Annotated in this window: 10 protein-coding genes, 1 tRNA gene and 1 pseudogene; 11 read left to right on the top strand and 1 reads right to left on the bottom strand. The window is 74.4% G+C overall.

Annotation, left to right across the window (positions count from 1 at the left end):
• Positions 1 to 242: 242 nt before the first annotated feature.
• From FEF34_RS18550 to FEF34_RS18585, 10 genes and pseudogenes are all read left to right on the top strand, one after another.
• Positions 243 to 629, top strand: a complete 387-nt coding sequence (locus FEF34_RS18550) for an aminotransferase class I/II-fold pyridoxal phosphate-dependent enzyme (RefSeq protein WP_138054166.1) — start codon at positions 243 to 245, stop codon at positions 627 to 629.
• 35 nt (positions 630 to 664) lie between these two features.
• Entirely contained in the window at positions 665 to 1873 is a 1209-nt protein-coding gene (locus FEF34_RS18555; RefSeq protein ID WP_138054167.1) for a cytochrome P450, read from the top strand.
• Between the two features lie 97 nt (positions 1874 to 1970).
• Positions 1971 to 10580, top strand: coding sequence for a type I polyketide synthase (locus FEF34_RS18560; RefSeq protein ID WP_171053005.1), 8610 nt, complete (start codon positions 1971 to 1973; stop codon positions 10578 to 10580).
• A 67-nt stretch (positions 10581 to 10647) separates the two neighbouring features.
• A complete protein-coding gene (locus FEF34_RS18565; RefSeq protein ID WP_456114792.1) occupies positions 10648 to 17283 on the top strand; it encodes a type I polyketide synthase in 6636 nt (2211 codons plus the stop codon).
• Entirely contained in the window at positions 17280 to 18041 is a 762-nt protein-coding gene (locus FEF34_RS18570) for a thioesterase II family protein (protein ID WP_138054170.1), read from the top strand. The genes FEF34_RS18565 and FEF34_RS18570 overlap by 4 nt, the downstream gene beginning before the upstream one ends.
• Before the next feature lie 208 nt (positions 18042 to 18249).
• Complete coding sequence (locus tag FEF34_RS18575; RefSeq protein ID WP_325063673.1) at positions 18250 to 19284, top strand: alpha-hydroxy-acid oxidizing protein; 1035 nt, start codon at positions 18250 to 18252, stop codon at positions 19282 to 19284.
• 26 nt (positions 19285 to 19310) lie between these two features.
• Positions 19311 to 19610: pseudogene (locus FEF34_RS42945) on the top strand (thioesterase II family protein); the annotation flags it as partial.
• Between the two features lie 145 nt (positions 19611 to 19755).
• Positions 19756 to 19926 carry a hypothetical protein gene (locus FEF34_RS42950; RefSeq protein WP_234042452.1) on the top strand — a complete coding sequence of 57 codons (171 nt, stop codon included), beginning with the start codon at positions 19756 to 19758 and terminating at the stop codon, positions 19924 to 19926.
• Positions 19927 to 21396 carry a hypothetical protein gene (locus tag FEF34_RS42955; RefSeq protein ID WP_234042453.1) on the top strand — a complete coding sequence of 490 codons (1470 nt, stop codon included), beginning with the start codon at positions 19927 to 19929 and terminating at the stop codon, positions 21394 to 21396.
• Complete coding sequence (locus FEF34_RS18585; protein WP_138054171.1) at positions 21393 to 21647, top strand: hypothetical protein; 255 nt, start codon at positions 21393 to 21395, stop codon at positions 21645 to 21647. Before FEF34_RS42955 ends, FEF34_RS18585 begins: the two co-directional genes overlap by 4 nt.
• Before the next feature lie 209 nt (positions 21648 to 21856).
• Here the strand turns inward: FEF34_RS18585 and FEF34_RS18590 are convergent.
• A tRNA-Leu gene (locus tag FEF34_RS18590) sits at positions 21857 to 21943 on the bottom strand.
• 555 nt (positions 21944 to 22498) lie between these two features.
• Between FEF34_RS18590 and FEF34_RS18595 the strand changes: the two genes are divergently transcribed.
• Positions 22499 to 23359 carry an FhaA domain-containing protein gene (locus tag FEF34_RS18595; protein ID WP_138054172.1) on the top strand — a complete coding sequence of 287 codons (861 nt, stop codon included), beginning with the start codon at positions 22499 to 22501 and terminating at the stop codon, positions 23357 to 23359.
• Positions 23360 to 23366 lie beyond the last annotated feature (7 nt).

The raw sequence follows: 23366 nt of genomic DNA on the forward strand, positions 1-23366 counted from the left end.
CTCGACGAGATCGAGGATCTGTGTCGGTGCGACGGAAGCCCCGCCAGACCGGAGGTCGCAGACCCTCCACCACTGCGCGCCCGGACCGAGCATCCGAGTCGGTCGCTGCGGCCGGCTGCCGTCGGCGGGAGTCACGAGCACGACGTACCCGAGCTTCTCAACGTCGTCGATCGCAAACAGCCGGCCGATGACCGGTGCGATGCGGAGCGCAGGCAGGCCCATCCTTCGCCGGAGGAAGCGCGATGCCGCTCGTCGGCACGTTGCGCCGCCCCGCACGCCTTCCGGTGGCCGCGGGACGGGCCGCCCTGGCCACCGACCTCGCCGAGGTGGCCCGCGAGATGGAGGCCCGCCGCGACCTGGCGCAGAGCGTCTTCGCCCGCACCGGCATGAAGTTCTCCCCGGCCGAGGGCGGCTGCTTCCTCTTCGCCGACATCAGCCCGCTGACGGCCGGCGAGCGCGACTGCACCGGCTTCGTCCGCGACCTGCTCGACCGGGCGGGCGTCCTCCTGGTCCCCGGCGCCTCGTTCTTCTCCGACCCCGCGCGGGGCGAGCAGTACGTCCGCATCGCCTTCAACCGGCGCGCCGAGACGCTCCGCGAGGCCGAGCAGCGGATCGCGGCGGCGTCATGACCGGCCACCGGAACGGAGACGGCAGGAACACCACCATGACCATCGAGCACGAGGAGCGGAAGGCGGCCACGGCCGGCTGCCCGTACGCGCACCACGTCGGGCGACTCGGCCCGCTGCCGGAGTTCCTGGAGCACGGCGACGAGCCCGTCACCCGCGTCGCCACCCCCACCGGCCACACGATGTGGCTGGTCCGCGACTACACGCTCGGCCGGTCGGTCCTCACCGATCGCCGCTTCAGCCGCGCCGAGGCCGTCAAGCCGCACGCGCCGACGGTCATCGACGCCCAGCCCGTGCCGGACTCCATGATGAGCATGGACGGCGCCGAGCACGCCCGGCTGCGCCGCATGGTCACCGGCTCCTTCACCACCGGCAAGGTCGCCGCGATGGCCCCGTTCGTCGAGCGGCTCGCCGACGAGCACCTCGACCGGCTCGCCGAGGCCGGGCCCGGCGCCGACCTCGTCGAGACGATCGCCGCGCCGCTGCCGCTCGTCGTCCTCTGCTCGCTGCTCGGCGTCCCGCCCGAGGACGCCGACCGCTTCCGGAACTGGGTCGAGGTCCTCTTCGACATCTCCGTGAGCAGCCCCCGCGAGAAGGCCCGCCGCCGCCTCGAACTCGTGGAGTACATGTCCAACCTGATCGAGGAGAAGCGGCAGCGCGACGAGGACGACCTCCTCACCTCCCTGATCGGCGCGCACGACGGCGGCGACCTGTCCATGCCGGAGCTGCTGACCCTCGGCCTCACCCTGCTCATGGCCGGGTACGAGACCACCGTCGGCCAGCTGTCGCTGTCCGCGCTCGCCCTGCTCTCGGACCCCACCACCCTCGCCGCGCTGCGCGAACGGCCCGAACTCGTGCCGTCCGCCGTCGAGGAGCTGATGCGGCTCAGCCCCGCCACGCCGCTCGCCTTCCCGCGCGTCGCCGTCGAGACCGTCGAACTCGGCGACGTCACCGTCCGGGCCGGCGAGGGCGTCCTCGTCTCCTTGCTGCACGGCAACCGCGACGGGGCCGTCTTCGCCGACCCCGAGTTGCTCGACGCGGACAGCCGCACCGCCGCCCACCTGACCTTCGGACACGGCGTCCACCGATGCCTCGGCGCCCCGCTCGCCCGGCTCCAGGTCCGCATCGTCGTCGAACGGCTGCTGCGCCGCTTCCCCGGCATCCGGACGGCCTCCGGGCCCGACGCGGTGCTGTGGAAGGACGGCCTCGCCACCCGAGGCCTCGCCCGGCTGCGGGTGGAGTGGTGACCACCCCTGGCTGAGCCGGCCCGCTCCGGTCACCCCGTGCCGCCGCCCCCGTGCCGTTGACCCCGTACCAGCCCTCGGAATGCGAATGAGGAACCGCGTGTCTGTCGAGAACACCCGCCACGGCGCAGAGCCCTGCGGGGAACCCATAGCCGTCGTCGGACTGTCCTGCCGCTTTCCCGACGCCCCGAACCCGGAGGCGTACTGGAAGCTCCTCGCACGCGGGGGCGACGCCGTCACCGAGCCGCCCGCCGACCGCGTCGCCGCCACCGGCGGCCGCGCCGCCGCCGGACCGGCCGGCAAGGGCGGCTTCGTCCACGGGATCGGCGATTTCGAGCCCGGCTTCTTCGGCATCGCCCCGCGCGAGGCCGTGGCCATGGACCCGCAGCAGCGGCTCATGCTCGAACTCGCCTGGGAGGCCCTGGAGGAGGCCGGCATCGTCCCCGCCGACCTCGAACGCAGCGACACGGGCGTCTTCGTCGGCGCCATGACCGGCGACTACTCCGACCTGGCGCGGCGCTCGCGCACCCCGCTCGGCCACCACTCCTTCACCGGCCTCAACCGCTGCCTGATCGCCAACCGCGTCAGTTACGTCCTCGGGCTGCGCGGCCCCAGCCTCACCGTCGACGCCGGCCAGGCATCCTCCCTCGTCGCCGTCCACACGGCCTGCCAGAGCCTGCGCACCGGCGAGACCGAGGTAGCGCTCGCCGGCGGTGTCGAACTGGACCTCGGCACCGAGAGCGCCGACCTCGCCGAGCACTTCGGTGGACTCTCACCCGACGGCCGCTGCGCCACCTTCGACGCTGGGGCCAACGGGTACGTACGGGGTGAGGGCGGCGCCTTCGTCGTCCTCAAGACCCTCTCCCGCGCCCTCGCCGACGGCGACCGGATCCACGCCGTCCTGCGCGGCGGCGCCGTCAACAACGACGGCGGGGGCCCGGGCCTCACCGTCCCCCACGAGGAGGCCCAGCGGGCCCTGCTCGCCCGCGCCTACCGCAACGCCGGAGTGCACCCGGCCGACGTCCAGTACGTCGAACTGCACGGCACCGGCACCCCCGTCGGCGACCCGATCGAGGCCGCCGCTCTCGGCGCCGTCCTCGGCGCCGCCCGCCCGGCCAGCTCCCCGCTCCTCGTCGGCTCGGCCAAGACCAACATTGGCCACCTCGGTGCCGCCGCCGGCATGGCCGGACTCCTCAAGGTCGTCCTCTCCCTCACCCACGGCCAGCTCCCGCCGAGCATCCACCACACCTCCCCCCATCCGCGCCTTCCGCTCGCCGAGATCAACCTGCGCGTCCAGGACACCCTCGGCGCCTGGCCCGTAGCTGAGCCGGAGCGTCGGCTCGCTGGCGTCTCCGCCTTCGGCGTCGGCGGAACCAACGCCCACCTCGTCGTCGCCGCGCCCGAGCCCCGCAAGGAGACGGTCCGCGCGGGCGCCAACTCCTTGCTCGTCCTGACCAGCTCCCCCACCGGACGGGAGACCGGGGCGACGGCCGAGCCCGCGCGCCCGGCCACCTTCCGCGCCGGCATCCTGCCGTGGCTCGTCTCCGGGCACACCGCGGCCGGCCTTCGCGCCCAGGCCGAGAGCCTGCTCACCCACCTCGCCGACGCCAGCGATGAGTTCGAGGGCGACCTCGGCGACGCGCCCGTCGACATCGGCTGGTCGCTCGCCGCCACCCGTACCGCCTTCCGCCACCGCTCGGTCCTCCTCGCCGGCAGCCGTACGGAACTCGCCGCCAAGCTGACCGCCCTCGCCGCCGGGGACCGCTCGGCCTCCCGCGTCACCGGCACCGCCCGGACCGTCGGCCGCCCCGTCTTCGTCTTCCCCGGCCAGGGCTCGCAGTGGTACGGCATGGCCGCCGACCTCCTCGACGCCTCGGACGTCTTCCTCTCGAGCGTCCGCGCCTGCGACCGGGCCCTCGCCCCGTACCTCGACTGGACCACCGAGGACGTCCTGCGCAAGGCGCCCGACGCGCCCTCCCTGGAGCGCATCGACGTGCTCCAGCCGACCCTGTTCACCGTGATGGTCGCGCTCGCCGACCTCTGGCGCTCCTTCGGCGTCGAGCCCGGCGCCGTCGTCGGCCACTCCCAGGGCGAGGTCGCCGCCGCGTACGTCGCGGGCGCCCTCGGCCTCGACGACGCGGCCCGCGTCATCGCGCTGCGCAGCCACCACCTCCTGACCGTCGCCGGGCGCGGCGGCATGGCCTCAGTCGAACTGACCTCCGAGGAGGCCGCCGAACGGCTCCTCGCCTACGACGGGCGGCTATGCATCGCCGTCGTCAACGGCCCCCGGGCCGTGGTTGTCTCCGGTGACGCGTCGGCCGTGGACGACCTCGTCGAGCGCTGCCGCGCCGAGGGCGTCCGGGCCCGCAAGGTCCCCTCCGACTGCGCCGGCCACTCGGTCCACATGGACAAGATCCGCGAGGCCCTCCTCGCCGACCTGGCCGAGGTAGCCCCGCGCCGCGGGACCGTCCCGTTCTACTCCACGGTGACCGCCGGCGAGTTGGACACCGCCACGCTCGACGCCGGGTACTGGTACCGCAACATCCGGGAGACGGTCGAGTTCCACCGCACCGTCCTCTCCCTCGCCGACGACGGCCACGACGCCTTCGTCGAGATCAGCCCCCACCCGATCCTGACCATGTCCGTCCAGTCGACCTTCGAAGGCCGCGAGACGGCCCCCGTGGTCGTCGGCTCGCTGCGCCGCGACGAGGACGGGCCGCAGCGGTTCCTGTCCTCGGTGGCGTCCCTCCACGCGCAGGGCGGGACCGTGGACTGGCGGCCGGTGTTCCCCGGCGACGTCACGGCCGTCCCGCTGCCCACGTACGCCTTCCAGCGCCGCCGGTACTGGGTGGAGCCGCCGGTCGCCGCCGCACCGGGGGAGCGGACGGTGTCCGTGCCGTCGCAGGACCTCGCGGAGACCGCTGAGACCGAGGAGGTCGAGACGTCGGAGGCGACGGAGGACGGCCTCGAGCTGGCCGGCCTGTCGGCGGAGGACGCGACCGCCCTCGTCCGTGACCTCGTGCACGGCGAGGCGGCCCTCGTGCTCGGCCTCGACCCCCGCGACACCGTCGACCCGACGGCCTCCTTCAAGGACCTCGGCTTCGACTCGGTAACCGCCGTCGAGTTGCGCAACCGGCTCGTCACCGCCACCGGACTGCGGCTGCCGACCACCCTGCTCTTCGACCACCCGACGCCGCAGCGGCTCACCGACCACCTCCTCGCTGAGGCGACCGGTGTCCGCCCCGGCGCCGCCGCCCCGGCCGCGGCGGGTGCCGTGAAGGACGAGGACGACCCGATCGTCATCGTCGGCACCGCCTGCCGCTTCCCCGGCGACGTGACGTCCGCCGAGGAGCTGTGGAAGCTCGTCCTGGACGAGGCGGACGCGATCACCGGCTTCCCCGAGAACCGGGGCTGGCCGCTCGACACCCGGTCGGCCACGGCCTTCGGCGGCTTCCTGCACGACGCCGACCTCTTCGACGCCGAGTTCTTCGGGATCAGCCCGCGCGAGGCCGTCGGTATGGACCCGCAGCAGCGCCTGCTCCTGGAGACCAGCTGGGAGGCGTTCGAGCGGGCCGGTCTCGACCCGGCCGGGCTGCGCGGCAGCGGCACCGGCGTCTTCATCGGCGCCATGGCGCAGGACTACGGCCCGAGGCTGCACGAGTCCGCCGACAAGGACGGCGGCTACCTGCTCACGGGCAACGCCAGCAGCGTCCTCTCGGGCCGTCTCGCCTACTCCTTCGGCCTTGAGGGTCCGGCGGTGACCGTGGACACGGCCTGCTCGTCCTCCCTGGTCGCGCTGCACCTGGCCGCGCAGGCCCTGGGCGGCGGGGAGTGCGACCTCGCCCTGGCCGGCGGTGTGACGGTCATGTCGAGTCACGGCTACTTCGTGGAGTTCAGCCGCCAGCGCGGCCTGGCCGAGGACGGCCGCTGCAAGGCCTTCTCCGAGGGCGCGGACGGTACGGCCTGGGCCGAGGGCGTGGGCGTGCTCGTCCTGGAACGGCTCTCGGACGCGCGGCGGCGCGGGCACCAGGTGCTCGCGGTGGTGCAGGGTTCAGCGGTCAACCAGGACGGCGCCAGCAACGGCCTCACCGCCCCGAACGGTCCGTCGCAGGAGCGGGTGATCCTCCAGGCCCTGGCCGGCGGTGGGCTCTCGACCGCGGACGTGGACGTCGTGGAGGCGCACGGGACGGGGACCCGGCTCGGCGACCCGATCGAGGCGCAGGCGCTGCTGTCGACGTACGGCCGGGACCGTGACGAGAACTCCCCGCTGTATCTGGGGTCGTTGAAGTCGAACATCGGTCACGCGCAGGCCGCGGCCGGTGTCGGCGGTGTCATCAAGATGGTCATGGCGATACGGAACGGGGTCCTGCCCCGGACCCTGCACGTGGACGAGCCCAGCTCGCGCATCGACTGGTCCTCCGGCGCCGTGGAACTGCTGACGGAGGCCAAGGCCTGGCCGGAGACGGACCGTCCGCGCCGCGCAGGTGTGTCGTCTTTCGGCATCAGCGGCACGAACGCCCATGTCGTCCTGGAGCAGGCGCCGGCCGAAGACACCGCCGAGGGGACGGAGCCGGTGGTCTCCGGGTCCGGGCAGCCTCTGCCCTGGCTGATCAGCGCCCGGACCGAGGACGCCCTGCGGGTGCGGGCCGAGCGGCTCGGGAGCTTCCTCACCGAGCACCCCGAGCACTCCGCCGCCGACATCGGCCTCTCCCTCGCCTCCGCGCCGAGCGGCTTCGCCCAGCGCGCCGCCGTGCTCGCCACGGACGACGAGGGACGGCTGCGGGCGCTCGCCGCCCTAGCGGCGGGGGAGACCTCCGCCGATCTGGTGACGGGAGCGGTGTCGGGGACCGGGAAGACCGCGTTCCTCTTCACCGGCCAGGGCAGCCAGCGCCCCGGCATGGGCCGCGAACTCCACGCGACCCAGCCCGTGTTCGCCGCCGCGCTCGACGCCATCTGCGAGCGGATCGACGCCCACCTCGGCATCTCCCTCAAGGACCTGATGTTCGCCGAGGAAGGCACCGAGGAAGCTTCCGCCCTCAACGACACCCAGTACACCCAGACCGCACTGTTCGCCCTCGAAGTCGCCCTCTTCCGCCTCATGGAACACCAGGGCATCACCCCCGACTACCTCCTCGGCCACTCCATCGGCGAACTCGCCGCCGCCCACGTCGCCGGCGTCCTCTCTCTCGACGACGCCTGCACCCTCGTCGCCGCACGCGGCCGCCTCATGCAAACCGCCCGCACCGGCGGCGCCATGCTCGCCATCCAGGCCACCGAGAACGACGTCCTGGCCTCCCTCACCCCCTACGAAGGACGCGCGGTCATCGCCGCCGTCAACGGACCCACCTCCACCGTCATCTCCGGCGACGAAGACGCCATCACCGAACTCGCCGACCACTGGCGCAAGTCCGGACGCAAGGTCAACCGCCTCAAGGTCAGCCACGCCTTCCACTCGCCCCACATGGACGACATCCTCAAGGAGTTCCGGAACGTGGCCGCCTCCCTCACCTACACCGAACCCACCATCCCCCTCGTCTCCAACGTCACCGGCACCCTCGCCACCCCCCACCAGCTCACCGACCCCGACTACTGGGTCAACCACCTCCGCGGCACCGTCCGCTACGCCGACGGCGTCCGCGTCCTGGAGCAGGCCGGGGTGACCGCGTACGTGGAGCTGGGTCCTGACGGCGTCCTGTCGGCCATGACTCGCGGCTGCCTGAGCGACGACACTGCCGTCACCGGAGCCGTACCGCTGCTGCGGGGCGGCCACGCCGAGGCCCGTACCCTCGCCGCCGGGCTCGCCTTGGCGTACGCGAACGGCGCGGACGTCGACTGGAGCGGCTTCTTCCCCGGGGCCCGTACCGTGCCGCTGCCGTCCTACGCCTTCCAGCGGGAACGGTACTGGCTCGACGAGCCGCCGGCCGCGCCCGTGGCGCCCGCCCCCACCGGCGGCGCGGAGCACCCGCTGCTGACCGGCGGCATGGAGCTCGCGGGCGGCCTCGGCCGAGTCTTCACCGGCCGGCTCGACCTGGGCACCGACCCCTGGCTCGCCGACCACACCGTCATGGGCACGGCGCTGCTCCCGGGCGCTGCCGTCGCCGAACTCGCGCTGTACGCGGCGCGGAAGACGGGCGGCGAGCGGGTCGCGGACCTGACCCTGGAAGCCCCGCTCGTCCTGCCCGCCACCGAGGCCGTCGACGTCCAGCTCCTGGTCGGCCCCCCGGCCGAGGACGGCACCCGGCCCGTCACCCTGCACGCCCGCCCGGCCGACGACCCCGAGGGCCCGTGGATCCGGCACGCCACCGGTCTGGTGGACACCGACGGGACCGCCGACGGGAGCCCCGAGGCGGCCGTCGAGCAGGAGTCGGCCGCGTGGCCGCCGCTCGGCGCCACCCCGGTCCCGCTCGACGGCCTCTACGCCCGACTGGCCGAGCGTGGGTACGGATACGGTCCCGCCTTCCGCAGCCTGCGCGCCGTGTGGAGCCATGGGGACGACCTGTACGCCGAGGTGACGCCGGAAGCGGCATCGGCGAAGGGCGCCGGCTTCCTGCTGCACCCCGCGTCGCTCGACGCCGCCCTGCACCCGCTGCTCGCGGTCGCCGGGGACGACGCCCCGCTCCTCGTCCCGTTCGCGTGGAGCGGCGTGACCCCGCTGGGTACGGCCACCGGCTCCGCGGCCTCCGACGGCCTGCGCGTCCGGCTCCGCCGGTCCCGCCCGGACGTCGTGTCGCTGCTCGTCTCCGACGCGACGGGCGGACCGCTGCTCGCCGCCGACGCGCTCACCCTGCGCGCGCTTCCCTCCGGCGCCGACCTGGTGGCCGGACGGGCCGCCCGCGACGGGCTTTTCGCCCTGGAGTGGGAGCGGTCGCAGGCGCCCGCCGCGCCGGTCCCGGCCGGAGCGGACTGGGCCGTGGTGGGCGAGGACGGTACGGGCGCGGCGGAGGCCGTGCGCGGTGCCGGGGTCTCCGTACGGCACTACCCCGGCCTCGGGGAGCTGCGGCGGGCCCTCGACGAGGGCGACCGGGCCCCGGCGGTGGTCCTCGTGACCGGACCCGTCGCCGATGCCACCGGGCACGAGACCGACGGCCGGCACCCGTGGGCGGCCCGTACGGCCCTGGCCACGGGAACGGTCCTGGACCTCGCCCGTGACTGGACCACCGACGACCGCCTCACCGGGTCCCGGCTCGTACTGATCACCTCGGGCGCGGTCACGGTCGCGGCCGAGGACGGCAGAGGCACCGGCCCCGACCCGGCGCTCGCCGCCGCCTGGGGCCTGATCCGCTCCGCCCAGTCCGAGCACCCCGGACGCTTCTCCCTGATCGACACGGACAGCGCCCCGGACTCCCTGCGGGTCCTGGCCTGGGCCGTTGCGGCCGACGAGGCCCAACTCATCCTCCGCGAGGGCCGCTTGTCCGTCCCGGTGCTGCACCGGCCGCGGCCGAACCGCCCCTCCGGCACCACCGCGCCGTTCGGGCCCGGCAGCCACGTGCTGATCTCCGGCGGCCTGGGCACCCTCGGTCGGCTCGTCGCCCGCCACCTGGTGCGGGAGCACGGCGTGCGCCGACTGCTCCTGACCGGCCGACGCGGCACGGCGACGCCGGGCGCCCCGGAGTTCGTGGCCGAACTGGCCGCCGAAGGGGCCGAGGCGACCGTCGCCGCCTGCGACGCCGCCGACCGGGAGGCGCTCGCCGCCCTTCTGGCCTCGGTGGATCCGGGTCGGCCGCTAACCGCCGTGGTGCACGCGGCGGGCGTCCTGGACGACGCGGTCATCGGCGGGCTCACGCCCGAGCGGATGGAGCGGGTGCTGCGGCCCAAGGCCGACGCCGCCGTCCACCTGCACGAGCTGACCCGCCACCTCGACCTGGACGCATTCGTGCTCTTCTCCTCCTTCGCAGGGATGCTGGGCACGGCGGGCCAGGGCAACTACTCCGCGGCCAACGCCTTCCTGGACGCCCTGGCCGCCGTCCGCCACGCGGAGGGCCTCCCGGCGCTCTCCCTCGCCTGGGGCCTGTGGAAGTCCGACGGCGGCATGGGCGGGGAGCTGAGCTCCGCCGATCTGCGCCGCCTGGCCCGCTCGGGCATCCGGGCGCTGTCCGACCGCGAGGGCCTCGCCCTCTTCGACGCGGCCTGCGCCGGTGACGTACCGGTGCTGGCGGCGGCCGGGATCGACCCGGCCGCCATGGACCCGGAGTCGGCCCCGGCCCTCGTCCGGAGCCTGGTCCCGGCGGCGCGTCGGCAGGCCGCCGCCCCCCGGGCGGCGGACCGGCCCGCCGAGCTCCGCGCGCGGCTCGCCCGCACGCCGGAGCCCGAGCACCGGCACCTCCTCGTCGAGCTGGTACGGGAACAGGTGGCCGCCGTCCTGGGCCACGCGGACCCGGACACGGTGGCGGCCGAACGCCGCTTCCAAGACCTCGGCTTCGACTCCCTGACGGCCGTCGAACTGCGCAACCGGCTGGTCGCCGAGACCGGCGTCAAGCTCCCTCCGACGCTCGTCTTCGACCACCCCACGCCGGGCGCGCTCGCCGACCGGCTCCGTACCGAACTGGCCCCCGAACCGGCCCCCGAGCCCGCGCCCGGCACCTCGGACGGCGGTCTCGAAGGTCCGGACGGCCTCGACGACCTGGGCGACCTGTTCGACACCCCTCTCGACCTCGACCTGATGACCGGCGACGACCTGGTGCGACTGGCACTGGGCGGCAGCGAGTCCTGAACCCGCCCCACAGGGCAGTAGGAGATTCACGATGACGTCCACCGACCAGCAGCAGGTCGTCGAGGCGCTGCGGACAGCGCTCAAGGAGAACGCGCGCCTCAAGCAGGCCCACAGCCGGCTGAAACAGCGTGACGAGGAGCCGATCGCGATCGTCGGCATGGCCTGCCGGTTCCCCGGCGGGGTGCGCTCCCCGCAGGACCTCTGGCAGCTCGTCACCGACGGCGTCGACGCCGTCGGCCCGTTCCCCGCCGACCGTGGCTGGAACCTGACGGAGCTGTACGACGAGGACCCCGACACCCCCGGCACGTCCTATGTGCGGGAGGGCGGCTTCCTGCGCGACGCCGCCCGCTTCGATCCCGAGTTCTTCGGGATCTCCCCGCGCGAGGCGCTCGCCATCGACCCGCAGCAGCGGCTGCTCCTCGAGACGGCATGGGAGACCTTCGAGCACGCCGGCATCGACCCGCGCAGTCTGCGCGGCTCCCGCACCGGCGTCTTCGTCGGCACGATGTACGACGACTACGCCTCCCGCCTCTCCCCGGCCCCCGAGGAGTACGAGGGCTACCTCAGCACCGGCAGCGCAGGCAGCGTGGCCTCCGGCCGCGTCTCGTACACCTTCGGTCTCGAAGGCCCGGCGCTCACCGTCGACACGGCCTGCTCGTCCTCGCTGGTCGCGCTGCACCTGGCGTGCGCGTCGCTGCGACGCGGCGAGAGCACGCTCGCCCTGGCGGGCGGCGCGACGGTCATGGCGACGCCGACGCCGTTCGTGGAGTTCAGCCGGCAGCGCGGGCTCGCCCCCGACGGCCGCTGCAAGCCCTTCGCGGGCTCGGCCGACGGCACCGGCTGGTCGGAGGGCGCTGCGCTGATCCTCGTGGAGCGGCTCTCGGACGCCCGCCGCAACGGGCACCGCGTCCTGGCCGTCGTCCGTGGCTCGGCCGTCAACCAGGACGGCGCCAGCAACGGCCTCACCGCCCCCAACGGGCCCGCGCAGGAACGCCTCATCGGCCAGGCGCTCGCCGCCGCCGGACTGACGGCGACCGACGTCGACGCGGTCGAGGCGCACGGCACCGGCACCCGGCTCGGCGACCCGATCGAGGCCCAGGCCCTGATCGCCACCTACGGCCGCTCCCGTGCCGCCGGCACCCCGCTCTACCTGGGCTCGCTCAAGTCCAACATCGGGCACTCGCAGGCGGCCGCCGGTGTCGGCGGCGTGATCAAGATGACGATGGCGATGCGGCACGGGGTGCTCGCCCGCACCCTGCACGTAGACGAGCCCACCCCGCACGTCGACTGGTCGGACGGCTCGGTTGCCCTGTTGACGGAGGAGCGGGCCTGGCCCGAGCACGGCCGTCCGCGCCGGGCGGCGGTGTCCTCCTTCGGCATCAGCGGCACCAACGCCCACGTCATCCTGGAACAGGCCCCGGAGGAGGCGCCGGCCACGCGGTCCTCGGCGCCGTCGGCGACCGCACCGGCCGAGGCGGCCCTGCCGGCCGTCCCCGTGCTGCTCTCCGCCGCCACCGCCACCGCCCTACGCGACCAGGCGGACCGGCTCTACCGCCACCTGACCGCCGACCCGGCCGCCGAGGCGTCCCCGGCCGACCTCGCCGACCTCGGGCGCTCCCTCGCCGTGTCCCGCTCCCACCTGACGCACCGCGCGGTGCTCGTCGCCGAGGACCGGAAGCGGCTCCTCGACGGCCTGCGGGCCCTCGCCACCGAGACCGCCCACAAGGGCGGGCCCGAGGCCGTGCGCGGCACCGCCCAGGAGGGCAGGACCGCGTTCCTCTTCGCCGGCCAGGGCTCCCAGCGGGCCGCGGCGGGCAAGGAGCTGTACGAGGCGTTCCCCGCGTACGCCGCCGCCTTCGACGCCGTCTGCGCGGCCGTCGACCCGCACCTGGAACGCCCGCTGCGGGAGGTGCTCTTCGCCCCCGAGGACTCCGCCGACGCGGCGCTCCTGCACTACACCGCGTACACCCAGCCCGCGCTGTTCGCGTGCGAGGTCGCCCTCCACCGCCTTCTCGACTCGTGGGGCGTGCGGCCCGACGCCGTCCTCGGCCATTCGGTCGGCGCCTTCGCCGCCGCGCACGCCGCCGGGGTCCTCTCCCTGGAGGACGCGGCCGAGTTGATCGCCGCCCGCGGCCGGATCATGCAGAGCCTGGAACCGGGCGGGGCGATGGTGGCCCTGCGCACCGGCGAGGCCGAGGCGCTCGCGCTGCTCGCCGGGTACGAGGACCGGGTGTCGGTCGCGGCCGTGAACGGGCCCGGCGCCACCGTCCTCTCGGGCGACCGGCAGGCCCTGGAGGCGGTCGTCGCCGCCTTCGAGTCCCGGGGCGGGAAGGCCACCTGGCTGCGCGTCAGCCACGCCTTCCACTCGCCGCTGATGGAGCCCGCCCTCGACCGGTTCCGCGCCGTCGCCCGGCGCATGACCTTCCATGCGCCCCGGATCACCTTCGTCTCCGACCTCACCGGCCGGACGGCGACGGCGGCCGAACTGGCCGACCCCGAGTACTGGGTGCGGCACGTCCGCGAGGCGGTCCGCTTCCAGGACGGGGTGCACAGCCTCGCCGGCCTCGGCTGCGTCCGCTTCCTGGACCTCGGCCCCTCCGGCGACCTCGCCGCCATCGCCGCGAACTGCCTCGCCGAGGAGACCGGGCTGCGCCGCCCGCGCGGCGGCCACCGGGTCGTGCCCGCGCTGCGCCGCCGCCGGCCGGAGGTCACCGCCCTGCTCGACGCCGTCGCCCGGCTGCACGCGGACGGCGCGGACGTCGACTGGAACGCGTTCTTCGCCGGACGGCCCGCCCGCCACATCGAGCTGCCGACGTACGCCTTCCAGCATGGCCACTACTGGCTGGAGGGGACGCGTCAGCGGACCTCCGGCACGGCCGGCACTGCCGACGCGGCCGGTCTCGACGCGGCGGACCACCCGCTGCTCGCCGCCGTCGCCGAGGTGCCCGGCCTCGACGGGCTGCTGGTCAGCGGGCGGCTCTCGCTGGCCGAGCACCCGTGGCTCGCGGACCACCGCGTCGCGGGCGAGATCCTGGTGCCCGGCACCGCGCTCCTGGACCTGGCGGCGTGGACCGCACGCGAGGCGGGCTGCGCGCTCGTCGAGGAACTCCTCATGGAGGCCCCGCTCATCGTGCCCGAGGACGGCTCGGTGCGGCTGCGGCTCTTCCTCGCCGCGCCGGACGCCTCCGGGGCGCGCGCCCTCACCCTGCACTCCCGCCGCGAGCCCGCGCGCGGGGAGGACGGTGCCGAGCCGTCGGGGTGGACCCGCCACGCGCACGGCTCCGTCGCCTCCGGCATCTCCGGCGTCTCCGGCGTCTCCGGCGGCGAGACGCGGCCTGCGGACCTCTCCGTCTGGCCGCCGACCGGCGCAGAGCCCGTCGCCGTCCCGCCGGCCGCGCTGTACGAGGACCTGGCGGCGCGCGGACTCGCCTACGGGCCCGCGTTTCGGCGCGTCGGCGCGATGTGGCGGCGCGGCGAGGAGACCTTCGCCGAGGTGGCGCTGCCCGAGGACGGCCCGGCCCGCCCGGACGCGTACCGCGTCCACCCGGCGCTGCTCGACGCGGCCCTGCACCCCCTTGCCACCGGCGGCGTGATCCACGACGGCGGTACGGGGCTGCTGCCCTACGCCTGGTCCGGGGTCCGCGTCCACGGCTCCGCAGGCGGGCGGCTGCGCGTCCGGCTCGCCCCAGCGGGCGCGAGCTCCGTCGCCGTCGAGGTCGCCGACGCCACCGGCGCCCCGGTCGCCTCCGTGGCCGCGCTCGCGCTCCGCCCGCTGCCCTCCGGAAGCACCGGAAACGGCACCGAGCCCGACGGCCTGCTCGTCCCCTCCTGGTCGCCGCTGCCCGCGCTGACCCGCGCCCCGGCCGCCTCCGGCCGCTGGGCCCTGATCGGCACCGCCGAGGACACCGCCGCCGAGGCGGCCGAGGCCCTGGCCGCCGCGCTCGGCGAGGCCGGTGCCGTCCCGGCCGTCCACCGGGACGCCGAGGCGCTCGCCGCCGCGCTCGCCGCCGGTGCGCCCGCCCCCGACCTGGTCGTCCTGGTCTGCCCCGCCGCCGACGGCGGGTCCGCGACCGCCGAAGGCGTCCGCGAGGTCCTGTACCGGACCCTGGCCGTCACCCGCCTCCTCGTCGACGACGAGCGCCTGCACCACACCCGGCTCGTCGCGCTCACCCGTGGCGCAGTCGCCGTCGGCGGAGATGCGGTCGCCGCCCCCGGGCAGCGGGCCGTCTGGGGCATGCTCCGCTCCGCCGACCGCGAGCACCCGGGCCGCTTCCTCCTCGTCGACGAGGACGGCACGGCCGAGTCCCGGCGCTCCCTGCCGGCGGCCCTGGCCACCGGCGAACCGGAGCTCGCCCTGCGCGGCGGCGTCGCCCACCGTCCCGTACTCGACTCGGACGGCCCGGCCGGGGGCCTCGTCCCGCCCGCCGACGCCCCGCACTGGCGGCTCGACTACGTCGCCCGCAAGTCCTTCGCCGACTTGACCCTGGAGCCCTGGCCCGAGGCCGACGCGCCGCTGGCCCCCGGCCAGATCCGGGTACGGATGCGAGCGGCGGGACTCAACTTCCGCGACGTCCTGCTCGCCCTCGGCGTCATCCCGCCCGCCGTGGACGTCTCCGCCGAGAACCCCGGCCAGGGCGGCGAGGGAGCCGGCGTCGTCCTCGACATCGGCCCCGGCGTCACCGGACTGCGCCCCGGCGACCGGGTGATGGGCCTGTTCTCCGGTGTCGGCCCGGTCTCCGTGACCGACCACCGGCTCGTGTGCCGCGTCCCCGAGGGCTGGTCCTTCACCCAGGCGGCCGCGGTCCCCGTCACGTACCTCACCGCCTACTACGGTCTGGTCGACCTCGCCGGACTGCGCGCCGGGGAGTCGGTCCTCGTGCACGCGGGCACCGGCGGCGTCGGCACGGCCGCGCTCCAGATCGCCCGCCACCTCGGCGCCCGCGCCTGGTCCACGGCCAGCCCCGCCAAGTGGGACGTGCTGCGCGCCGCTGGCCTCGCCGAGGACCGGATCGCCTCCTCCCGGAGCCTGGACTTCGAGGAGCGCTTCCGGACCACCACCGGCGGCGAGGGCTTCGACGTGGTGCTCAACTCCCTCGCGGGCGAGTACGTCGACGCCTCGCTGCGGCTGCTGCCGCGCGGCGGCCGCTTCCTGGAGATGGGCAAGACCGACCGGCGCGACCCGGCCGCCGTCGCCGCCGCGCACCCGGGCGTCAACTACCGGGCGTACGACGTGCGCGAGCCCGGACCCGACCGCATCCAGGAGATGCTGACCGCCCTGCTCGGCCTCTTCGAACAGGGCGCCCTCCAGGCGCCGCCGGTCTCCGTCTGGGACGTGCGCCGCGCCCCCGACGCCTTCCGTCACCTCGCCGAGGCCCGGCACATCGGCAAGGTCGTCCTCGCCCTCCCGGACGAGACCGGCCCCTGGGACCCGTCCCGGGCCGTCCTGATCACCGGCGGCCTCGGCTGGCTCGGCCGGCTGACCGCCCGCCACCTGGTGACCGACCACGGGGTGCGGCAGTTGGTCCTGCTGGGGCGCAGCGCGGCGACGGCCGCGTCCGGCGAGACCGCCGACGCACTCGACGAACTGCGCGACCTGGGCGCCGAGGTGCACACGGCGGTGTGCGACGCCGCCGACCGTGACGCGCTCGCCGCCACCCTGGCGGATCTCGCCGCGCGCGGTGTCCGCGTCGGCGGCGTGGTCCACGCGGCAGGCGTCCTGGACGACGGCCTCCTCACCTCCCTGACAACCGAGAAGCTCGACCGCACGCTGCGCGCCAAGGTGGACGCCGCGCTGCACCTGCACGAGCTGACGGACAGTCTCGACCTGAGCGCGTTCGTCGCCTTCTCCTCAATCGCCGGCACCCTCGGCTCGGCGGGCCAGGCGGGTTACGCCGCCGGGAACGCCTTCCTGGACGGCCTGATGGAGCGGCGCCGCGCCGCCGGACGGCCGGGTCTGTCGGTGGTCTGGGGCCTGTGGGAGGGCTCTGGCGGCATGGGCAGCGGCCTGACCGACACCGACCTCGCGCGCATGGCCCGTACGGGTGTGGCGCCGCTGCCGGTGAAGCACGGCCTGGCAATGCTGGACGCGGCGCTGCGCCGCGATGTGCCGGTGGCGGTCGCCGCGGAGTGGAACGCGGACGGTCTGCGCGCCCGCAGCGCCGCCGGTACGCTCCCGCCGCTACTGCGGTCCCTGGTCCCGGCCTCGGCGCCCGCACCGGCCGCTGCCGCCGCGCCCGCGCCGGTACGAGTTCTCGCGCCGCGCCCGGCGCGGCCGGCGGGCGACCTGATGGAGGTGGTGCGCCGGGAGATCGCGACGGTCTTGGGCCATGCCTCCGCCGAGGCGGTCGACATCCACGGCGTCTTCGACCAGATCGGCTTCGACTCCCTCACCGCCGTCGAACTGCGCAACCGCCTCACCAAGACCACCGGCATCAAACTCCCCGCCACCTTCATCTACGACTGGCCCACCCCCACCGACCTCGTCGACCACCTCCACACCCAACTCGGCCACCCCACCCAGGAATCGGCCCAGGAGACGGCCACGACGGCCACGGCGGCCGAGGCGGCGCTCGACGAGATCGTCCGGCTCGCCGCCGAGCTCACCGAGGAGCCGCTCAGCGACCTGCTGCGCGACGCCGCGCGCGACCGTCTGCACGGTGTGCTCGCCGCCATGGGCACCGGCGCGGGCGGCGGTGCCGCGTGACCACCGCCGCCCGCACCTCGGCGCGCTGCCTGCGCGCCTTCCACCCCCGGCCGGACGCCGCCGCCCGCCTCGTGTGCTTCCCGCACGCGGGCGGCACCGCCCGGGCCTTCGCGGAGCTGTCGGCCGCGCTCCCGGCGGACATCGCCGTGGACGCCGTCCAGTACCCGGGCCGGCACGAGCGCCGCTCCGACCCCCACCCCGGGCAGATCGCGGCCCTGGCCGACGAGGTGGCCCGGGCCCTCACGGACCGCGCCGACGACCGGCCGCTGTTCCTCGCGGGCCTCAGCATGGGCGCCCTGGTGGCGTTCGAGACCGCCCGTCGGCTCGCCGCGACGGACGCCGCGACCCGGCTGATCGTCTCGGCCGCGCTGCCGCCGTCCCACGACTGGCAGGAGCGCGACCTGGACGCGTGCACCGACGCCGAGATCGTCGCCGAGCTGCGCCGGCTCGGCGGGGTCCCCGAGGAGCTGCTCATCGACGAGGAGGTCCTGCGGCACGTGATCGACCTGCTCCGCACCGACCACCGCGCCCTGCGCCGCTACGGCTGCCCGGCCGACGCCACCCTGTCGGTCCCGGTCACGGTGCTCCTCGGCAACGCCGACCCGAAGGCCGACGTCGTCCGGACGCGCGGCTGGGCGGACCACACCACCGGCGCCGCGCACACCGAGGTGCTGCCCGGCGGCCACTTCGCCCTGGCCGACCCGGCCACCGGCGCGGCCCGCCGGCTCACCGAGCTGATCCGGGCGGACCTCACGTGACCAGCCGCCCCGACACCACCCCCACCCGTCATCGACCCCCCACCCCCACGTCCCTGAGAGGAGACGCCATGCAGGCAGCCCCCGCCGAGCTGGTGCGAGAGATCTACCGAGCGGGCTGCGAAGGCCGCGTCCCCCGCCTGCCCACCGACCTGACGGCCCTGGAGGACGCGGCACGGAAGGTGATGACGCCGGCGCGAGCGGATACGTCATCGGCAACGCGGGGACGGGCCGCACGGGCCGGGAGAACCGGGAGGCGTTCGACCGCCACCGGCTCGTGCCCCGCATGCTGCGCGGCGTCAGCACGCGCGACCTGTCGGTCTCCCTCTTCGGCCGCCGCCTGCCCGCCCCGGTCCTGCTCGCGCCGATCGCCTCGCAGACCGTGGTCCACCCGGAGGGCGAACTCGCCACCGTCCGGGGCGCGTCGGACGCGAACGTGCCGGTCGTCCTGTCCACCGGCTCCTCCCACAGCCTGGAGGAGGTGGCCGAGGCCGCCGCCCCGGAGGGCGAGCGCTGGTTCCAGTTCTACTGGCCGTCGGACCGGGCGGTCGCGGAGTCCCTGGTGCGCCGCGCGGAGGCCGCCGGCTACACCGCGCTCGTCCTCACGGTCGACGCGCCCGCCTTTGGCTACCGGCCGACGGACCTGGACCACGGCTACCTTCCGTTCCTGCACGGCGCGGGTCTCGCCAACTTCACCTCGGACCCCGTCTTCCGGGCGGGCCTGCCGGCTGGCGCCGACGGCCGGGCCGTCGTCGAGCACTGGGCGCGGGTCTTCGGCAATCCGTCGCTGACCTGGGACGACCTGCCGTGGCTGCGGGAACTGACCCGGCTGCCGATCCTCCTCAAGGGCATCCTCCACCCGGGCGACGCCCGCCGGGCCCGCGCGTACGGCGTCGACGGCCTGGTCGTCTCCAACCACGGCGGGCGTCAGCTCGACGGCTCGGTCGCGGCGCTCGACGCGCTGCCCGCCGTGCGCGCCGCCGTCGGTCCCGACGTCCCGGTCCTCCTCGACTCGGGGGTGCGCACGGGCAGCGACGTCCTGAAGGCGCTGGCGCTCGGCGCGGACGCGGTGCTCTACGGCCGCCCGTACCTCTACGGGCTCGCCCTGGACGGCCGGGACGGCGTGGCGCACGTCCTCACGTGCCTGCTCGCCGAACTGGATCTCGCGCTGGCCCTGGCCGGCTGCCCGACCGTCGCCGACGTCACCAGCGACCTGCTCCTGCCGGCCGGAGGTGAGCGCCGATGACCACGGCGACCGCGACGAACCCGACCATGACCACGACCACGTACAAGCCCGGGCACGGCGGCTGGATCCGCCAATACCACGAGCCGGGCGGGGACGGCCCCACCCTGGTCTGCTTCCCGCACGCGGGCGGCTCGGCGGCCACGTACCACTCCCTCTCGGCGAAGCTGTCCGCCGGGAACCGGGTGCTGCTCGTGCAGTACCCCGGCCGCCAGGACCGCCTGGCCGAACAGCCCCTGGAGGACCTGCGGCAGCTCGCCGACCAGGTCGTGGAAGCGCTCACCCCGTGGCTCGACGGCCCGCTGGTGCTCTTCGGGCACAGCATGGGCTCCGTCCTCGCCTGCCACCGCCTGGGCCTGTCTCCCTGGCCAGGCCCGCTACCTCTTCCGCCCCGCGAGCCATGCCCGGGGCACGAACACCGTCACCAACTTCCTCGCCCGTACCAAGCGCACCCCCGGGACACCGGCCCTGGTGATGGGCCGGACCCGTGCAACCTGGCTCGTCGACGCCGTCGAGGCCCGCATGTACCTGCCCACGCTGATGGCCGCCGCCGGCCTGACCACTCTGCGTTCGATCGACCGGATCCTGCCCTACGTCCGCAACCTGCCGCCCGACCAGGCCGCCGCCATGTTGAGGGAGCTGTAGATGACCAGCAGCCTCGACCGCGAGGATCACATCGCCAAGCTCCGTATCCACCGCCCGTCTGTCCCCGACGCCGAGGTCTACGAGGTACTGGCCGCGCTGGACGCCTCCGGCCTCGTATCCGAGGTCGAACCCCTCGTCGCCCAGTCCACCGGCCGCAACCGGACACTCACCGTGCGAGCGCTGTTCCTGGGCATGTGGCTGGCCGCCGCGCGCAACAGTGGCACGGTGACCCTCACAGCGGTGGCCAACCTGCTCTTCTTCGGCCTGTCCGACAAGGTGCGCGAGCAGCTCGGCATCTCTCGCTATGCCGACCACTACCGGGGCTTCGAAGCCGGTTACCACGTCGTCCGCCGCCTCTTCCACCGCATCAAGAGCGCGGTGGACCCCTCGCCGGTGCCCAAGAACCACCGCCTGGACCGCGAGCTCGTCGCCCGCCTCTTCAGCGAGGCCGACCTCGACGAACTCGCCGGCAAGCACTCGCTCATGGTGCGGGTCGCCAACCGGATCACCGTCATGTCCCTCCTCGATGCCCACCCCCTGCTGGAAGGCCGCTGGAACGGTTCGGTAGCCCTGGACGCCACGGTCATCGGCACGTACGCGAAAGGCATGTCGGCCAACAGCCCGGTCACGGCGAGCGACCCCGACGCCGGCTGGTACGTCCGCACCGCCAAGCACAAGGACCCCCTCGTGACCGACGCACCGCCACAGGAGCGGGTCAAGAAGCGCCTGTACGGCTACGACGCCTGCCTCGTCGTAGCCCGTGACCCCAGCCACGACGGCGCACCGCTGCCCGACGGCTCGGCCAACCTCGGCGTCGTCCCTTCCCTGATCGTCGCCTTCTCCCTCGACAAGCCCAGCCACCGCCCTGCCGAAGTCGCCCTCGAAGCCCTCCAGCACGATCCCCGCTACCCCCGCCGCTACCTCGCCGGCGACCGCCTCTACCCCGACGAGAAGCCGGACAAGTCCCAGCCCCCCATCCGCGCCCTGGGCTACCAGCCCGTCTACGACTACGCGAAGGATCAGCTCGGCGTGCAGGCCCAGTTCGCCGGGGCCGAACTCATCGAGGGCAACTGGTACCGCCCTTCCATGCCCCAGTCCCTCAAGGACGCCACCAAGGACCTCGTCGTCAATAAGATCGACAAGCAGACCTGGATCAACCGGATCCGGCAGCACACCATCTACCCCTTCCTGCCCAAACAGCGCGCCGATGCCGAAGGCCACCGCCGCATGATGTGCCCCGCCGAAGCCAACCGCGGCCAGTGCTCCCTCAAGCCCTACACCCTCGGCCGGGGCATCCACCTGCCCCTCATCGACCTCGCCCCCGCCCCGCCGGCTCACCCCTCGCCTGCACCCAGCGCACCATCACCCTCCCGCCCGAGGCCGGCGCCCAGCTCTGGCAGCCCCTCCAGTACGGCACCGCGGAATGGCAGCGCGTCTACTTCCGGCTCCGCAACGCCATCGAGGGCATGAACGGCTTCGGCAAAGACCCCCTCTACGAACACCTGGAGTCCGGCGGCACCCGCCGCATTCGCGGCATCGCCGCCCAGGCCTTCCTCCTGGCCTTCCAGCTCGCCCATGCCAACAAACGCAAACTCGCCACCTGGGCCGGCAGCATCGTTCTCCACGGCGAACCAACCCCACCGTCGGCCCACCCGCCGCCGCAACACCAAACCCTCGGGCACCCGGACCCCAAGGGATACCTCACCAAGGCGACCGCATAGTCGAGGTCACACCTCAGTCAGCCACGTGAAGCTCGACAACCGAAGACGCGAAACCCGACTGCCCGGCGGCTCCCCAGCCGCCGGGCAGTCACGCGTGCAAGCCGCACCACACCCCACCTGACCAGCACAGAAAAGCGAAACAGTCGGCATCGTGATCACGATGCCGACTGTTTCGTCGGTGCTACCAGGACACTTTCGTCGGTATCCCTTGGTGCGCGAGGGGGGAGTTGAACCCCCACGCCCTTGCGGGCACTGGAACCTGAATCCAGCGCGTCTGCCTATTCCGCCACCCGCGCATTTGGGTGTTTGCCCCCTGCTCCCTCACCTGTTCGGTGCGAGCGCCTGGCGACATGCAGAAGATTAGCACGGTGCGGAGGGTGGATTCACATCCGTTGTTTCGGGCGGCTCCCGGCGGCGGAGAACACAGCAGAGGCCTGCCGGGCACACCGCGCACCGCCTCCGGTGCCGGGCCCCGGGCACCGCCTCGGCCGCGTGAGGGGCACCCTCACCGGCCCCCGCGACGTTGAAGGAGCGAAGGCGGCGGACGGGCACCGGCCACACAAGCGGAACCCGCGGAGGAGAAGAGGCAGGGCTGGAGGACGAGGACACGGACAACCGGAGAGGGACAGACGAGGAACGCAGCGCGGCCGCCGGCACTTCTCCCGGGTGCACCTCCCCCCGCTCCCCCGGGGTGCACCCCGAGTGCGGGACACTGTCAGGAGGCCGCCTCTACGATCCGTGTGAGAGGTGACACTCATCGACGGGGCAGACAAGGGGAACCAGCCGATTTCCCGACGCGTGGATACGATCAGTAAGCAGTACCAGGACGACATCGACGGAGGAGGTGCCCCATGGGAGTTCTGAAGCGTTTCGAGCAGCGGCTCGAAGGTCTGGTCAACGGCACCTTCGCCAAGGTCTTCAAGTCCGAGGTCCAACCGGTCGAGATCGCGGGCGCCCTCCAGCGCGAGTGCGACAACAACGCGACCATCTGGAACCGGGACCGCACGGTCGTCCCCAACGACTTCATCGTGGAGCTGAGCGCGCCCGACTACGAGCGACTCAGCCCTTACTCCGGCCAGCTCGGCGACGAGCTCTCCGGACTGGTCCGGGACTACGCCAAGCAGCAGCGCTACACCTTCATGGGCCCGATCAAGGTCCATCTGGAGAAGGCCGACGACCTCGACACCGGTCTGTACCGGGTGCGCAGCCGCACCCTCGCGTCGAGTACGTCACAGTCGCCCGACCGCGCCCACGCCGGCCCGGAGGCGGGTCACCCGGGCGCCCCGCAGGGTGCCCAGCGCGGCGGGTACGGCTACCCTCCTGTCGGTGCACCTCCCATGCCGCCCGCTCCGCCGCCCGGCGGAGGCAGGCCCGGCCCGGGAGCAGCCCATGGCGGGCGTCCGACGGCACCCGGTCCGACGCCGGGCGCCCCGGTGCGCCGCTGGATCGAGATCAACGGCACACGCCACCAGATCTCCCGCCCGACGATGGTGCTGGGCCGCAGCACCGACGCCGACGTGCGGATCGACGACCCCGGCGTCTCCCGCCGGCACTGCGAGATCCGGACCGGAACGCCCTCGACGATCCAGGATCTCGGGTCCACCAACGGCATCGTGGTGGACGGGCAGCACACCACCCGCGCTACGCTCCGCGACGGCTCGCGGATCGTCGTGGGCAGCACCACCATCGTTTACCGGCAAGCCGAAGGGTGAAGCGGGG

The sequence above is a fragment of the Streptomyces marianii genome, from assembly GCF_005795905.1.
GTDB classification, from domain to species: Bacteria; Actinomycetota; Actinomycetes; order Streptomycetales; family Streptomycetaceae; genus Streptomyces; species Streptomyces marianii.

Coding starts and splice junctions, on each gene's coding strand:
- FEF34_RS18595 (WP_138054172.1), top strand. CDS start 22,499: ATGGGAGTTCTGAAGCGTTTCGAGCAGCGGCTCGAAGGTCTGGTCAAC.
- FEF34_RS42955 (WP_234042453.1), top strand. CDS start 19,927: ATGACCAGCAGCCTCGACCGCGAGGATCACATCGCCAAGCTCCGTATC.
- FEF34_RS18550 (WP_138054166.1), top strand. CDS start 243: ATGCCGCTCGTCGGCACGTTGCGCCGCCCCGCACGCCTTCCGGTGGCC.
- FEF34_RS42950 (WP_234042452.1), top strand. CDS start 19,756: ATGGGCCGGACCCGTGCAACCTGGCTCGTCGACGCCGTCGAGGCCCGC.
- FEF34_RS18555 (WP_138054167.1), top strand. CDS start 665: ATGACCATCGAGCACGAGGAGCGGAAGGCGGCCACGGCCGGCTGCCCG.
- FEF34_RS18585 (WP_138054171.1), top strand. CDS start 21,393: ATGAACGGCTTCGGCAAAGACCCCCTCTACGAACACCTGGAGTCCGGC.